Here is a 15,145-nt window from a genome sequence, read left to right as displayed (position 1 = left end):
CGATGCTATCATTATATATACTTTATAAGGGAACAGAAAAAGTGGCTCTGACAGTGAAACGCGGACAAGTACAAGAGGTCTTTCTTGAGCGTCCTGGCATGAATTCGAAAGTCGGGAGCATTTTTAAAGGAGTAGTCCGCCATGTGGATCATGGCCTGCAGGCGGCATTTATCGACTTCGGGGACAAGCGGCAAGGTTTTCTGCAGCGACAGGAAATCCCGGCATGCAAGCAAGATCCGTCGCTCCGCATCGAGCAGGCAATTCGTGAAGGGCAAACGCTTTTTGTCCAGGTCCAAAAAGATGCATACGGAACCAAAGGAGCAAAGCTATCTGCGATTATAACCATCCCAGGTAAGGCACTCGTTTATTTACCGAATGGAAACTATGTAGCTGTCTCCAAGAAATTGCCGGAAGAACAAGCAGGGAAATGGAAGACCCAAATGACCGAATTATTAAAGCCTGGTGAAGGTGTCATCGTACGGACCGAAGCAAATAAATCAACGGATGAAGCATTAATGGAAGAATTGGAGCGGCTCCGGACAAAGTGGTATGCGTTATCGGAAGATGATTCTGCAGCTCCAGCTGAAATCTTCCGGGATGCTCTCATTCCGGATCAGCTGCTTCGCCGTATACCAGCCGGTACTTTAGGTGAAATCGTAGTGGACGATGGCTTCCAAGCGAGACAGCTCCGCAGACAATTTCCCGAATATGCTGCGAAAGTCGGATGGGAGCGGGATGCTGATGCCCTTCTTCCCCAGCCGCTGCCTGTCCTTTGGGAGCAGCTCATTTCACCGGTTGTAAGTATCGACAGAGGAATCACTTTGCATATCGAACAAACGGAAGCGATGACAGTCATCGATGTGAACAGTGCCGGTTATGCAGGACACTCAGATAAGCATCAAACAGCCGTAATGGTTAATCAGCTGGCTGCTAAGGCAATTGCCCGGGAAATTCGATTGCGCAATTTGTCTGGGATCATCCTCATCGATTTTGTATCCATGAAGAGCCAGGAGCAAAAGCGAGCTGTCCTGCAAACATTCCGTCAAGCACTCCAGCAGGATTCCCAGCGGACGGAAGTATATGGTTTCACGAAGTTAGGCATATTGGAAATATCACGTAAGCGCGAGCGGCCGTCCTTGATGGAGCAGCTCCAAGCCCCGATCAGCAGGAATCTTTCCTTTGAGACGAAATGCTTTCAGCTGGAGCGGGAAATAAGCGATTTGTCAGCAGACAGGACATATATTCTGTCGGGCAAGAAGGAACATATCAAGCACTTCCTGAGCCTGACAAACAGCAGTCCTGCTCATGCAGCCGTGTTTGCAAGATTTGTGGAGGCTGATGAATTAGCATTGACAGAAACAGATTGGGATACTGTGAAAAGAGATGGGCTGGAGAGTCTTGACAATCTTTTTTGATATATGATAACATCAATATGTTACACGAGGTTAGCACCCGTGCTACAACCGCGCAGATCAGGTTTTAAGCCTATGAGCGCCTGTGATGGCGAGTCTGAGTCATAGAGGAGGTGCGTTATGTACGCAATTATTGAAACTGGTGGTAAGCAAGTTAAAGTAACAGAAGGACAAACTATCTACGTTGAGAAATTGGACGCAGAGAACGGTGCGGAAGTTACTTTTGACAAAGTATTGGTAGTTGGTGGCGACGATGTTAAAATCGGTGCTCCATTCGTTGAAGGTGCGACGGTTACTGCAACTGTTGAGAAGCAAGGCCGCGCTAAAAAGATCAACGTGATCAAATTCAAAGCGAAGAAAAACTACAAACGCAAACAAGGCCATCGTCAACCATACACTAAATTGACAATCGGCAAAATCAACGCGTAAGGCGAACCATGATTACTGTTACAATAAACCGTGTTGATGAGGATATTCATAGTTTCGAGCTTAGCGGACATGCGGAAAGCGGCCCTTATGGCTACGATCTCGTATGTGCAGCTGTTTCAGCAGTAAGTTTCGGAGCGGTGAATGGCCTTTTCGTTCTCGGTGAGTTTGAGCCGGAAGTTGAGCAGGGCGGTGACGGTGGGTATCTACGAGTAGTACTTCCCGATCACTTGTCCGAGGAGCAGCTTGATAAAGCATCTCTTCTGCTGGAAGGTATGCTCGTTTCGCTCCAAACGATTGAACAGGACTATGGGAAGCATATAAGAATCATCGAACAATAAGGAGGTGCACCACTATGCTACGTCTAGATTTACAGTTTTTCGCATCCAAAAAGGGTGTTGGTAGCTCCAAAAACGGACGTGACTCTGAATCCAAACGCCTAGGCGCTAAACGCGCTGACGGTCAGTTTGTAACTGGCGGATCTATCCTTTACCGTCAACGCGGTACAAAAATCTATCCAGGTACAAACGTTGGAAAAGGAGGCGACGACACTTTGTTCTCTAAAATCGACGGTGTTGTCAAATTCGAACGCTACGGCCGTAACCGCAAGAAGGTCAGCGTATATCCGGTAGCTCAAGAAGCTTAATGTTTGCGAGAGAGACTCTAGCCTTCGGGTTAGGGTCTTTTTTTCTAACCCACATCTAATTGCACCACATATTGTTGATGAAGAAGAGTTGCCCTCTCGACTGCTTCTTCGTAAAGGAGGAATACGGTTGGAATACCATGAAGTGATGACGCTGTTAGGATATACACGCCATGAATGGATGAATCGGCTCCAACTCCTACATAGCTATTCCAAATTAGGCAAGGATGAAAAGGTACAAGAAAAAATCGAGGAATCGATCCGATTAGCGGATGAGGAACGAAAGCTCTCCAATTTGAACATTCCGGAGACTTTTGTGTGGATCCTTTCCTTCAATTGGACCTACACCCAGTTCAGGATTAAATTCCAAGTGGATGAGTCCATCCCTAAGATATGGGAATATGACAAGAAGATCCGAGAAAAATTAGAAGCAGTAGTGGATGCATTAAGTGACAGCGCACAGGAAATGGAATTATATGAAGGTCTGCTTCATATCAGGACAAGGGAAGGCGAACCAATCATCGAACTGACGTTTTCAGGGGCATTCACAGGCTGGGATAATCTGCAGATGATCGGCCAGAAAGACTATGTCCTGGAAGTGAAGATCGAATCATTACCAGAGAAGAAATCACGTTGTACCATCGTACTGACGTGTAATTGATGAGGTGAAACTATGTTTGTAGATCAGGTCAAGGTATTTGTGAAAGCAGGCGACGGCGGCAATGGCCTAGTTGCTTATCGTAGGGAGAAGTATGTTCCACTCGGAGGTCCAGCTGGCGGAGACGGAGGTAATGGCGGGGATGTCATCTTCAAGGTCGACGAAGGATTGAACACGTTGATGGACTTCCGTTATCAGCGTCATTTTAAAGCAAAACGCGGTGAAAATGGGATGAGTAAAGGCCAGCATGGTAAAAATGCAGAACCGCTCATCCTGCCTGTACCACCGGGGACGCTCGTTCGTGATGAAGACAGTGGGGAATTGATTGCAGATTTGACGAAACAAGGACAGGAAGCCGTCATCGCAAAAGGAGGCCGCGGAGGCCGCGGGAATTCACGCTTTGCCACGCCGCGCAACCCTGCTCCTGACTTTGCGGAAAATGGTGAACCAGGTGTGGAGCGTAATTTGCAGATCGAGCTGAAATTGATTGCCGATGTTGGACTAGTCGGCTTCCCAAGTGTAGGGAAATCGACCTTCATATCTGTCGTGAGTGCGGCCAAGCCCAAAATAGCCGATTATCATTTCACGACACTTGCACCGAATCTGGGTGTTGTGGAAACGAAAGATCAGCGCAGCTTTGTATTGGCTGACTTACCAGGATTGATTGAAGGCGCGCATGAAGGAATTGGCCTTGGTCACCAGTTCCTGCGTCACGTCGAGCGGACTCGTGTCATCGTTCATGTGATTGACATGGCATCGACAGAAGGGCGGGATCCGTATGATGATTATGTGACCATCAATAAAGAACTCGAAGAATATAATGAGGATCTGCCATCACGCCCACAGATCATCATCGCCAATAAGATGGATATTCCGGAAGCGGAAGAGAATTTGGTTGTTTTCAAGGAGAAAATCCCCGAAGGAATCGAAGTGTTCCCGATATCTGCCATTACCCGTGATGGACTTCAGGATGTCCTGTATGCCATCGCAGACAAACTGGACGAGATTCCGAAAATCGAAAAACCGGTAGAGGATCAGACAGAACGTGTCGTCTATCGTTTCGAGGAATCGGAGAAGCCGTTCGAAATCACACGAGATCCGGATGGAGCTTATGTCTTATATGGGGAACCGATTGAAAAGCTGTTTAAGATGACGGACTTCAATCGAGATGAAGCGGCAAGACGTTTTGCCAGACAGATGCGTGCTATGGGCGTGGATGAAGCATTGCGTAAGCGCGGAGCCAAAGATGGCGATGTAATCCGTCTATTGGAATATGAATTCGAATTTATCGATTGATTCAGTGTGAGCCAAGGTGGGGAGAGCATGGCAGAGAAGGAAGAACAATTTTATCTCGTACGCAGTGATGTACTGCCGGAATCGATGAAAAAGACACTGCAGGCGAAGGAACTGCTGGAGCGCAATAAGGTTGCTTCAGTTTTCGATGCCGTGCAGCAAGTCGACCTTTCCCGCAGTGTGTTCTATAAATATAGGGATGCAGTGTTTCCGTTCCGGGCCATGGTGAAGCAGCGGATGATCACGCTCTTCTTCCATTTGGAGGACCGGACAGGTACGCTTTCGGAGTTATTGGCCATCGTAGCCAGATCAGGTGGGAATATCCTGACGATTCACCAGACGATTCCCTTGCAAGGAAGAGCCAATGTGACCATATCATTGAATACGTCTGGCATGCATGCCGATATCCAGTCATTGCTGGATGAACTTCGTGCATTGGAGTATGTAGATAAAGTGGAGATTTTGAGTTCGGAAGCTTAGGCAAGGGAGCAGATGAAGATGAAGATCAGTTATCTAGGACCAAAGGGAACGTTTACGAAAATGGCAGTCGATGCTTTGTTCCCTGATGAAGAAGCATACAGCTATGCGACGATTCCGCAATGCATGGATGCTGTGGCGAATGGGGAAATGGATTATTGTGTCGTTCCAGTCGAAAATACAATCGAAGGTACAGTCCCGATTACGATGGACTATTTGATTCACCAAGTAAAACTGCCAATTATCGGGGAAATTGTCATTCCGATTCGGCAGCATTTGTTGACGAATAAGAAGCTTGCGTTACATGACATAGAAGCGGTGTATTCCCATAGTCATGCAATTGCGCAATGTCATCAATTCTTGCATACGCAGCTTCCGCAAGCAACTACCCATGCAACATCTTCAACGGGTACCGCAGCGGAGATGGTTGCTGCAATGGAGGAGCCTGCTGCAGCAATCGGCAATGAACTAGCTGCCAAGGAATTCGGTCTGACTATATTGCAAGAAGATATCCATGATTATGCGAACAATCATACACGTTTTTTCGTCTTGGCAAAACAAAAGACCAATATCCCGCTGACAATAGGTTCCGGGGACCAGAGAAAAACGTCATTATACGTCACCCTTCCGCACGATTATGCAGGAGCCCTGCACCAAGTATTGGCAGCTTTTGCGTGGCGGAAGATCAATATGTCGAAGATCGAATCCAGACCGATGAAAACAGGATTGGGTAATTATTTCTTCATCATGGATGTGTCTTGTGAAGCGGAAGATATTCTGTTTCAAGGAGTCCAGCAAGAACTTGCAGCATTAGGCTGCGATCTTACGGTACTCGGAAGCTATCCGATTCACCAATATAAGGAAAAAGCCGGCGCAAATTTATGACGTGTCGGCTTTTTCTATTTCAACCTTTTGGAATTTGATGCATAAGATGATGGAGTAATGCGTGAGTTCATGAAAGGGGAGTTTCAGATTTGAAGATTCATATTGTGCAAAAAGGCGACACGATGTGGAGTATCGCAAGTAAATATGGTGTCAGCTTTGATGAATTGCGGGAAATGAACAGGCATATTCGTGAGCCGGAATTGGCAGTACCAGGTATGAAGTTGAAAATACCGACGACAACAAAAGCAATAGAAAAAGAAGCGGTTATCCGCTCTGAAGCAGGAACTGGGACCCAAGCGAATACAGGGCAGCAAACACCAGCTCCAACATTCCATGACACACCAGCAATCCAGGAGGATGATATGTCTGCTGCCCCATATCCTATCATGCCTCAGATGCCGCAGATTTCCATGCCAGGTCAAGATGGCGGCGCATATCCGACTACGCAGCAAAATCAAGGTTATGCAGGAGCACTTCCTACGCAGCCGTCGACACAGCCAAGCACGGGTTGGGGACACGGTCAGCAAATGCAAGGCCACCCATCCTATCAGCAGCCGATGAATGGAAGTTGGCTTTTACCGCAGTCTCCATATGGAAACATGCCGATGCAAGGAGGCCAGTCAGGCCAGCAGCATCAGGGAGACTGGATGCAAGGAGGCCAGCCAGGCCAGCAGTATCAGGGAGACTGGATGCAAGGAGGCCAGCCAGGCCAGCAGTATCAAGGAGACTGGATGCAAGGAGGCCAGCCAGGCCAGCAGTATCAAGGAGACTGGATGCAAGGAGGCCAGCCAGGTCAGCAGTATCAAGGAAACTGGATGCAGGGAGGCCAGCAGTATCAAGGAGACTGGATGCAAGGAGGTCAGCCAGGCCAGCAGCATCAAGGAGACTGGATGCAGGGAGGTCAGCCAGGTCAGCAAATGCAAGGGGGCCAGCAGACGGGGGCACCTTTTGGCTCCCGCTACGATGGCAATCACCAAGCCCCTATACTGACAAATCAAGCAATGCCATATCCTTATCCGCAAACACCAATGCGCTCCTGTTGCGGCCCGGATATACCTTTTGCAGTATCACAGTATCCACAAGTGCAGCCTGAGTACAGAGATCCTTACGGTGTACAGCCACCGCTTTCCGACTTCTATGAGCCTTCTCCTGCCCAAGATCTGCCGGGAGATGAACAGGATAATAAATAACATAAAAAAAGCCCCTTTTTCCGTTGAAGGGGCTTTCATTTATAATATACCATGTTCCTCAAAAATACGATGCATATCCTGGCGATACTTATCTTCCATTGCAAGAACTTCTGCTTTGGACAATCCGGCGTGTTGTATGTGATTTCTAAGTATCAGGGTCGCTTTTTCTTCTGAGAAAACGCTCGCCATATTTGCTTCGCTTTTCGCTTCCACATAGTGAAGGTACTTTTGCTGCGCATCGTTCCTCACTTTTATCCCGCCTTTGTCTATAACTTTCTAATCCATTACCACATATAATCGAAAGCAAAACCTAAAAAGTGTGGGTCAAATGAATTTTTTTTGAAAAAAATCGGATAAAGAACTGTCAATAGGAAAAAATGAAGGAAAAGAAATGGAATAGGAGTGGGAGGTCATGAGGCGTTTCTTAGTCTTTTGCATGCTTTTCCTTTTAATCGTTCCAATCATGACAGTACAAGCAGCGGATCCGGTGGAAGTGAAGGTCGTATTACAGCGTCAATATATTGATGGCAAGCAGACAGTGGTGACCCATAGAGAGAAAATCTATGCGATGGAAGATTTCTGGTCCACCTACCATGACTGGCAGCTTGTTTCACAGACAGAAGGACAAGTTGTGTTTAAACAGGAAGTGATGGATATCTCACCGGCTTTGAAGAAGAATGGCTATTTTGGAATTTATAAAGGAAAGCTGACGATTTTCGAAGGCCGTCCGATCGATCAGCAGGCCGTCCAGTCTTTTTACCAGATAAATAAGGGCAAATTGGAAAGCCATCAAGCCCAACAGCTGAAAGAAGGGATCAGGATTCAATCCAAAGAAGTCTATGAAGATGTCCTGGAAACATTCCGTTCCAAAAATGATATAGAAGCACTGCCAAGCTAATAGGATCTTTCCTGAAAAGGAGGGGTCCTTTTCTTGTTTTTCGCCTTTAATCTTATACGAACATACGCTTGTGTGGTAAACTAGGAAGAAGTTATTGATTCAGGTAGGAGAGAAGCAGCATGATAGCGTATGTCAAAGGCAAGATTACTGGAATTACAGATGAAGCAGTGCTTGTGGAAGCACATGGTGTAGGATATGAAGTCATTTGCCCGAATCCTTTTCAATTCCAAATGGAAGAAGGAAAGGAGGCACTTGTCCATACATATCATTATGTACGAGAGGACGCCCAGACTTTATTCGGGTTTAAAAATACAGAGGACAAATTCTTATTTCAAAAACTGCTCGGGGTATCAGGTATAGGACCTAAGAATGCCTTGCAGATTCTTGCTGGTGTCAATGTCGAGGAGTTCGTGGCTGCCATTGAGAGAGAAGATGATAAATTCCTGACAAGCTTCCAAGGTGTCGGTAAGAAGACAGCGCGTCAGATGATACTCGATCTGAAGGGCAAGCTGGTCTATATGGTTTCGCTCACAGCAATCGAGGCATCTGCAGGAACACAAAGCAATACAGCAAAGAAACGCATTGCTCTGGAGGATGCAGAAGATGCGATGCGGGCACTTGGTTATCAGGAACGCGAGATCAAGGCTATTTTGCCGCAGCTTAAAAAGGAAGACAGTGACAGTGCCGACTACTTGATCAAGAAAGGCTTGGCTTTGTTAAGTCAAAAGAAATAAAGGAGTACGAAGATGGAAGATCGCATGATTACGAATGAATTGAAGCAGGAAGACGAAGTGATCGAGCTCAGTTTGCGCCCGAGCACATTGAAACAATACATCGGCCAGCATAAGGCAAAGGAGAACCTGGCGATTTTCATCGAGGCTGCGAAGATGCGGGATGAGCCGCTTGACCATGTATTGCTTTACGGACCTCCTGGTTTAGGGAAGACGACAATGGCTTCGATCATCGCCAATGAGATGGGTGTTTCGTTTCGGGCGACAAGCGGACCGGCGATCGAGAAAGCCGGAGATTTGGCAGCGATACTGAGTTCTCTGGAAGCAGGAGATGTGCTGTTCATCGATGAAATCCACCGTCTGCCGCGTGCGGTCGAAGAAATACTGTACCCGGCCATGGAGGATTTCTGCCTGGACATTGTCATCGGGACTGGACCAAGTGCCCGCAGTGTCCGTTTGGATTTACCTCCGTTCACATTGGTTGGCGCCACAACGCGCGCTGGCTTATTATCTGCTCCTTTAAGGGATCGCTTTGGCGTGCTGAGCCGCCTTGAATTTTATAATACGGAAGATTTGGCAAGCATCGTGGAACGGACAGCCCTTATTTTCGATGTTGAGATCGAACCGTCCGCTGCCATAGAGGTCGCATTGCGTTCGAGGGGAACGCCGCGGATTGCCAACCGCCTGCTGAAGCGGGTCCGCGATATTTCCCAGGTCAAAGGAGAAGACCGCATTACACAGGATACAACTCATGCAGCACTCAATCAGCTGCAGGTAGATGAAAAAGGTCTTGATCACATCGATCATAAGCTCTTGACGACCATCATGGACCATTTCCGCGGTGGACCGGTCGGGCTCGATACGATCAGTGCGACGATCGGAGAGGAATCCCAGACGATAGAAGATGTGTACGAGCCATATCTCTTGCAGATCGGGTTCATCCAGCGCACACCGCGCGGCCGGGTTGTCACCCCGCTCGCTTATGCCCATTTCAACCGGGAGGTGCCAAGCACTTGACCGGCATGGGAAAAATCTTTATTCTTATAGGCGTTGTATGTATAGTGATCGGCATCATCATGTCGCTCATTGGCAGACTGCCGGGAGATATCGTCTTTAAGAAAGGGAACACGACAGTCTACTTTCCGATCGTCACATCGATTGTCGTAAGTATCGTACTGTCGCTAATCATGTTCCTATTCAACAAATTTCGCTGATACAGACTAGGAGTTAACAGGTATGGATATACAGGATTATGATTTTCATTTACCAGAAGAACTGATCGCCCAGACGCCGCTTCAAGATCGGACAGCGTCAAGGCTGCTTGTATTGAATAAGGAAGCGGGTACTATGGAGCACCGTCATTTTGCCGATATCGGTGACTATCTCAACCCTGGGGACTGTCTTGTCCTCAACGATACACGTGTATTGCCCGCGCGGTTGTATGGCATCAAAAAAGACACGCAGGCCAAAGTGGAGATCCTCTTGCTCAAGCAAGTGGAAGGGGACAGCTGGGAAGTTTTGGTCAAACCGGCCAAGAAAGTTAAAGTCGGTACCGAGCTTTCCTTTGGTGATGGCAAACTGACAGCTGTTTGTACGGAGTTGCTGGAGCATGGCGGACGAATCATCGAGTTCCGTTATGATGGTATTTTCTATGAAGTGTTAGAGCAGCTTGGTGAAATGCCGCTGCCTCCATATATCAAAGAACAGCTTCCCGACCAAGAGCGCTATCAGACTGTTTATGCCAAGGAAAAAGGCTCTGCAGCCGCTCCGACAGCTGGATTGCATTTCACGAAAGAATTGCTTGCGGGTCTTCAGGAAAAAGGTGTAGAGATTGCATTCATCACACTTCATGTTGGATTGGGAACTTTCCGTCCCGTCAGTGTGGAATCGATTGAAGAACATGAGATGCATTCCGAGTTTTATCAAATGTCGCAGGAAACGGCAAATCAGCTGACTCGGATCCGTGAAGCCGGGGGACGGATCATTTCTGTCGGGACGACCTCCACACGTACATTGGAAACGATCGCACGTGACAATGATGGAAAATTCGTCGCAGCAAGTGGGTGGACGGATATTTTCATATATCCTGGATTCACGTATCGTGCCATCGATGGATTGATTACCAACTTCCATCTGCCGAAATCCACATTGATCATGCTTGTCAGTGCATTTGCAGGCCGGGACTTCATCCTGGATGCATACCGGACAGCTGTAAAAGAACGGTATCGTTTCTTCAGCTTCGGTGATGCAATGCTGCTCGTATAGATTGAGAATAGAAAGGGAACTACTATAATATGGCAATTCGTTATGAATTCATCAAACAAGATAAGCAAACAGGCGCACGGCTCGGTATCGTACATACGCCGCATGGTAGCTTCGAGACGCCTACTTTCATGCCGGTAGGGACACTGGCAACGGTAAAGACGATGAGTCCGGAGGAATTAACCGAACTTAACGCGAATATTATTCTATCAAACACCTATCATCTTTGGCTTCGTCCAGGGCATGAGATTATTCGTGAAGCGGGCGGCTTGCATAAATTCATGAACTGGGATGGTGCTATCCTGACCGATTCCGGCGGCTTCCAAGTATTCAGTCTGAGTGATCTCCGTGATATCCGGGAAGAAGGCGTGCATTTCCGTAATCACATCAGCGGGGAAAAGCTATTCCTTTCTCCAGAGAAAGCGATGGAAATCCAAAACGCGCTAGGCAGTGATATCATGATGGCATTCGATGAATGTCCGCCGTATCCGGCTACTTATGATTATATGAAGGCATCAGTGGAACGGACAAGCCGATGGGCGGAACGTTGCTTGACTGCGCATGCCCGTCCGGATGTACAAGGTCTCTTCGGAATCGTGCAAGGCGGGGAGTTTGAGGATCTTCGCAAGCAGAGTGCGCAGGATCTTGTCAGTATGGACTTCCCTGGCTATGCGGTGGGCGGTCTGTCCGTAGGCGAACCGAAGGACGTCATGAACCGTGTGTTGGAATTCACCACTCCATGGCTGCCGCAGGATAAACCGCGCTACTTGATGGGTGTAGGTTCACCAGATTCCTTGATCGACGGCGCAATCCGTGGTATCGATATGTTCGATTGTGTGCTTCCGACCCGGATTGCCCGCAATGGGACATGTATGACTTCCAAAGGCCGTCTTGTTGTCCGCAATGCACAATATGCCCGTGATTTTGGACCGATTGATGAGAACTGTGACTGTAAGGTATGCAAGAATTATTCACGCGCTTACATTCGCCATCTGATCAAATGCAACGAAACTTTCGGATTTAGGCTTACTACTTACCATAACTTGCATTTTCTGATAGAATTGATGAGGAAAGTACGAGAGGCGATCAAAGAAGATCGGCTTGGCGATTTTCGAGATGAATTCTTCGAGAGTTATGGTTTCAACAAGCCGAATGCGAAGAATTTCTAGAAAGGGGGAGCAGTAAATGAATGTTCAAAGTTTAATACTTATTGTATTAATGTTTGTTATTTTCTACTTCCTGTTGATTCGTCCGCAGCAGAAGCGTCAAAAGCAGGTTAGAGAAATGCAGGCTAACTTGAAAAAGGGAGACAGCATCGTTACCATCGGTGGTTTACATGGGCAGGTGCATGCGATAGACGAGGCATCTGTAGTCCTTACTACGGATGACGGCAGTAAGTTGACGTTCGATCGCAATGCGATTCGTGACATCAAACCTTCAGAAGCGTAAAAATAAAGACAGGAGATTTTTCTCCTGTCTTTTTATGTGCTCGTTTTAATATTGACACCAATCATGCCCCCGGCAAGGGCTGCCACCAGAAACCCGCCATGCGTGAGCAGCTGTGTTCCCGAAAAGCCTACCTGATAGCCAAGGTATTGATAGAGGAGGATGAAAAGGGAAAAGCCTATCGCAGTCATGCCGCCAAGCAGCCAGCCTTTATCTTCACCTTTCACCCCAGCAATCAAACCGCCGATGAATAGACTAAGGATACCTGCACCAAGTGTTGTCCAGTCCAGCATCCCTTCACCAAACTCCGTGAAACGCAGCAGTAATGCTAATGTAAAGCTGATGAATAATAGAAGCGCGAAAACGGTAATCCATCCATACAATATTGCATGTACATTTTTTTTCACAAAGATCCCTCCAGCATGTCTATATGGCTACTGTATGCATGTCCATTTCGATTCAGAACGTATAGAACCTGACTCGTTGCCCAAAATAAATCAAAAAAGGAGGCGGACGTTTTGCTGGATACTTTGGAATGGTCGATTATTGGAAGGACGCTCCTTTCCTACATTATCATCGTCATCATTTTCCGTCTCATGGGGAAACGGGAAATTGGAGAACTGAGCATCATCGATCTGGTCGTTTATTTAATGCTGGCAGAAATAGCTGTATTCTCCATTGAGGATCCAAGCAGTCATCTGCTTCATTTTATCGTTCCAATGATCATTCTTTTAATCATCCAGCGAAGTACTGCATTTCTATCTCTTAAATTTCCCAAATTGCGTAATTTGATGGAAGGAAAGCCTTCCATCATCATCAATAGAGGACGGATCGACGAGCATCAGATGCGCAGACAGCGTTACAGTTTTTCCGATTTGCAGCAGCAGCTGCGTGAAAAAGGAACAAAAAGTGTACAGGATGTGGATTTTGCTATTCTGGAAACATCTGGTGAACTTTCTGTGTTCGAAAAAAAAGATACTGCTGACGGAAGCAGCGGCTTTGTGTCAGCACTGATCATCGATGGTGAAATTCAGAAAGAAGCATTGGATGAACTTGGCAAGTCAGAGCCTTGGCTTCGCAGTCAAATGAAACGTCATGGCCATCCTGATCTCCATTCTATTTCGTATTGTACATTTGATAAAAATCACGATTGGTATATCGATCGTAAAGATGAGCGCTGATCATTTTTTTCTTTTCGATAGAAATTGCTCTATTTCCGCTTTTGTAATGAACCCGAAACTGAGCATAAACAAGAGATAGAGAAAAAGAAGGATAAGCAGTAATAATAGGAATGCCGGCAGCTCATAAAGTGAATCAAGGAATATACCCTTCAACAGTTGCGCGGTAAAAGTTGTCAATGCCAACAGACCGAGCATTTGAGCGATTTCCTTCAGCGTCAGACGGAAGCCGGCAACGCGTGCTAATGAGAGTAAATGCAATAAAGTGATCAAAACCACTGTGACTATCATACTGATTGCGAGCCCGATGATGCCGAATTTAGCATTGGAAGCCAAGGAGACAAGCAGGACAATTTTGACGCCTGCACCGATGATTGTATTCCACATCGCTGCTTTGGCCGCATCCAATGCCTGCAGTGCGGTGCTTAACGGCGTCTGGATGTACATCATGATATAAAAAGGTGCCATCAGCAGGATGAACCGCTCTGCACTTTCACTCCCATACATGTAATGCAAGATCGGTCCGGCGAACACTGTCAGGACTACCGTTGCGATTGCACCTGAGGCGAAGCTGAGCCGGATGGCCTGATGAATCCGGTAATGGACGAATTGGTGTCGATTCTGTTCGTTTGCCTCGCTGATGGATGGCAGCAGTGCAGTTGCCAACGAGTTTGTAATGAATGTCGGCAGGAACAATAGAGGCAGTGCATAGCCTGTCAGTTCTCCATATTGCCTTGTTGCCAATGCCGTTCCTACGCCGGCCAAAGCCAGGCTTTGGGCGGTTAGTATCGGTTCCAGGAAATGGGTGCCGCTGGCAATGAGCCTGCTGCCTGTTGCAGGCAGTGCAATGGAAAGCAAACGCTCCAAAGTCTGCTTGCCCCCTTTTAGGGCGGTGACGAATTGAAACCGTATTTTAACGGACTTCTTTCGTTTGAATTGGTGCAGCATATACAGCAATGAAACGAACTCCCCGATGATGACAGCTATCATCGCACCCAAAGCTGCAAATTCAACTCCGTAAGGCAGAAAAAATTTCACAAGGAAAACCGTACAGCTGATCCGGACAATCTGTTCGATCACTTGTGAGAAGCTTTGTGGCTTCATGTTCTGCTTTCCTTGAAAATACCCTCGCAGTACAGAAGCAACGGCCAATATCGGTATGATAGGACCGATTGCCAGCATCGGGTAAATGACCCGTACATCCTTGAGCAGCTTGTCCGCAAGATACGGGGCTGCAAAGTAAAGAAGGCCGACAAATGCAATGCTGATGCTGAGTGTCACCGTCAAAGAAACGACAACGATTTTTTTGATTTGGTCGTTGTCTCCGCGCACATCTGCTTCTGCTACTCGTTTGGAAATAGCTGTGGGCAGACCAAACTGTGTGATGGCAGTTGCTAGAAACAACGTCGGCATCGCCATCATGTATAAACCGACCCCCTCTTCTCCCATGACACGTGCAACGACAATCCGGTTCACGAATCCAAGGAATCGAGTGATCAAGCTGGCAGCAATCAGAATGAGTGCCCCTTTTAGGAAAGTCTGCTTCGTCACATCGACAACCTGCCTTCTCAAATAATTGTTTTTCGGCTACAATTAAATGTATGCATGAGATATGGCCAAGCATGACTAGCCTGAACAGAACCGAG

At 47.2% G+C, this 15,145-nt stretch carries 20 protein-coding genes and 1 other annotated feature; of the genes, 17 read left to right on the top strand and 3 right to left on the bottom strand.

Annotated elements, in window-relative coordinates:
* The first annotated feature begins 2 nt into the window (after positions 1–2).
* The 9 genes from AB1K91_RS13980 to safA all read left to right on the top strand — a co-directional run bounded on the left by AB1K91_RS13980 (position 3) and on the right by safA (position 6,984).
* The gene (locus tag AB1K91_RS13980) at positions 3–1,415 is read left to right on the top strand and encodes a ribonuclease E/G (RefSeq protein WP_413090618.1); all 1,413 of its coding nucleotides are present in this window, start codon (positions 3–5) and stop codon (positions 1,413–1,415) included.
* A 36-nt stretch (positions 1,416–1,451) separates the two neighbouring features.
* Positions 1,452–1,521, top strand: a sequence feature (ribosomal protein L21 leader region).
* Positions 1,522–1,532: 11 nt separating this feature from the next.
* Positions 1,533–1,841 (top strand): 50S ribosomal protein L21, encoded by a 309-nt coding sequence (gene rplU / locus AB1K91_RS13975; RefSeq protein ID WP_095215531.1) that lies wholly within the window; start codon positions 1,533–1,535, stop codon positions 1,839–1,841.
* A gap of 8 nt (positions 1,842–1,849) precedes the next feature.
* On the top strand, positions 1,850–2,179 hold the full coding sequence (locus tag AB1K91_RS13970; protein ID WP_413090617.1) for a ribosomal-processing cysteine protease Prp: 330 nt from the start codon (positions 1,850–1,852) through the stop codon (positions 2,177–2,179).
* Positions 2,180–2,193: 14 nt separating this feature from the next.
* Positions 2,194–2,484 carry a 50S ribosomal protein L27 gene (gene rpmA, locus AB1K91_RS13965; RefSeq protein ID WP_038561650.1) on the top strand — a complete coding sequence of 97 codons (291 nt, stop codon included), beginning with the start codon at positions 2,194–2,196 and terminating at the stop codon, positions 2,482–2,484.
* Between the two features lie 127 nt (positions 2,485–2,611).
* Positions 2,612–3,142, top strand: coding sequence for a Spo0B domain-containing protein (locus AB1K91_RS13960; protein ID WP_413090615.1), 531 nt, complete (start codon positions 2,612–2,614; stop codon positions 3,140–3,142).
* Between the two features lie 12 nt (positions 3,143–3,154).
* Positions 3,155–4,435: a GTPase ObgE gene (gene obgE, locus AB1K91_RS13955; protein WP_413090613.1), complete on the top strand. Its 1,281-nt coding sequence runs from the start codon at positions 3,155–3,157 to the stop codon at positions 4,433–4,435.
* Positions 4,436–4,462: 27 nt separating this feature from the next.
* Positions 4,463–4,912: an ACT domain-containing protein gene (locus AB1K91_RS13950; protein WP_413090611.1), complete on the top strand. Its 450-nt coding sequence runs from the start codon at positions 4,463–4,465 to the stop codon at positions 4,910–4,912.
* 12 nt (positions 4,913–4,924) lie between these two features.
* Positions 4,925–5,794, top strand: a complete 870-nt coding sequence (pheA, locus tag AB1K91_RS13945) for a prephenate dehydratase (RefSeq protein ID WP_413090609.1) — start codon at positions 4,925–4,927, stop codon at positions 5,792–5,794.
* A gap of 89 nt (positions 5,795–5,883) precedes the next feature.
* Complete coding sequence (safA, locus tag AB1K91_RS13940; RefSeq protein ID WP_413090607.1) at positions 5,884–6,984, top strand: SafA/ExsA family spore coat assembly protein; 1,101 nt, start codon at positions 5,884–5,886, stop codon at positions 6,982–6,984.
* Between the two features lie 39 nt (positions 6,985–7,023).
* Here safA and AB1K91_RS13935 read toward each other — a convergent pair whose 3' ends face one another.
* Positions 7,024–7,233 (bottom strand): hypothetical protein, encoded by a 210-nt coding sequence (locus tag AB1K91_RS13935; RefSeq protein WP_093727737.1) that lies wholly within the window; start codon positions 7,231–7,233, stop codon positions 7,024–7,026.
* Positions 7,234–7,396: 163 nt separating this feature from the next.
* Here AB1K91_RS13935 and AB1K91_RS13930 point away from each other — a divergent pair, with 163 nt between their 5' ends.
* From AB1K91_RS13930 to yajC, 7 genes are all read left to right on the top strand, one after another.
* Positions 7,397–7,882: a BofC C-terminal domain-containing protein gene (locus tag AB1K91_RS13930; protein ID WP_413090606.1), complete on the top strand. Its 486-nt coding sequence runs from the start codon at positions 7,397–7,399 to the stop codon at positions 7,880–7,882.
* Between the two features lie 119 nt (positions 7,883–8,001).
* Entirely contained in the window at positions 8,002–8,616 is a 615-nt protein-coding gene (gene ruvA / locus AB1K91_RS13925; protein WP_093727739.1) for a Holliday junction branch migration protein RuvA, read from the top strand.
* 12 nt (positions 8,617–8,628) lie between these two features.
* On the top strand, positions 8,629–9,630 hold the full coding sequence (gene ruvB / locus AB1K91_RS13920) for a Holliday junction branch migration DNA helicase RuvB (protein ID WP_413090603.1): 1,002 nt from the start codon (positions 8,629–8,631) through the stop codon (positions 9,628–9,630).
* 5 nt (positions 9,631–9,635) lie between these two features.
* Positions 9,636–9,827, top strand: a complete 192-nt coding sequence (locus tag AB1K91_RS13915; protein ID WP_413090687.1) for a DUF2905 domain-containing protein — start codon at positions 9,636–9,638, stop codon at positions 9,825–9,827.
* A gap of 22 nt (positions 9,828–9,849) precedes the next feature.
* Complete coding sequence (queA, locus tag AB1K91_RS13910; RefSeq protein WP_413090602.1) at positions 9,850–10,878, top strand: tRNA preQ1(34) S-adenosylmethionine ribosyltransferase-isomerase QueA; 1,029 nt, start codon at positions 9,850–9,852, stop codon at positions 10,876–10,878.
* 29 nt (positions 10,879–10,907) lie between these two features.
* Entirely contained in the window at positions 10,908–12,044 is a 1,137-nt protein-coding gene (tgt, locus tag AB1K91_RS13905) for a tRNA guanosine(34) transglycosylase Tgt (RefSeq protein ID WP_413090600.1), read from the top strand.
* 16 nt (positions 12,045–12,060) lie between these two features.
* Positions 12,061–12,324 (top strand): preprotein translocase subunit YajC, encoded by a 264-nt coding sequence (yajC, locus tag AB1K91_RS13900; protein WP_413090598.1) that lies wholly within the window; start codon positions 12,061–12,063, stop codon positions 12,322–12,324.
* 32 nt (positions 12,325–12,356) lie between these two features.
* Here the strand turns inward: yajC and AB1K91_RS13895 are convergent, their stop codons facing one another.
* Positions 12,357–12,728, bottom strand: a complete 372-nt coding sequence (locus AB1K91_RS13895; protein WP_413090596.1) for a TIGR04086 family membrane protein — start codon at positions 12,726–12,728, stop codon at positions 12,357–12,359.
* A gap of 114 nt (positions 12,729–12,842) precedes the next feature.
* Between AB1K91_RS13895 and AB1K91_RS13890 the strand changes: the two genes are divergently transcribed.
* The gene (locus tag AB1K91_RS13890; RefSeq protein WP_413090686.1) at positions 12,843–13,502 is read left to right on the top strand and encodes a DUF421 domain-containing protein; all 660 of its coding nucleotides are present in this window, start codon (positions 12,843–12,845) and stop codon (positions 13,500–13,502) included.
* Here AB1K91_RS13890 and spoVB read toward each other — a convergent pair whose 3' ends face one another.
* On the bottom strand, positions 13,503–15,050 hold the full coding sequence (gene spoVB, locus AB1K91_RS13885) for a stage V sporulation protein B (RefSeq protein ID WP_413090595.1): 1,548 nt from the start codon (positions 15,048–15,050) through the stop codon (positions 13,503–13,505).
* Positions 15,051–15,145 lie beyond the last annotated feature (95 nt).

This window comes from Terribacillus jepli (genome assembly GCF_047228925.1).
In the GTDB taxonomy this organism is placed as follows: domain Bacteria; phylum Bacillota; class Bacilli; order Bacillales; family Amphibacillaceae; genus Terribacillus.
The sequence above is the reverse complement of the archived record's forward strand: the minus strand, read 5'-3'. Positions and strand labels throughout refer to the sequence as shown.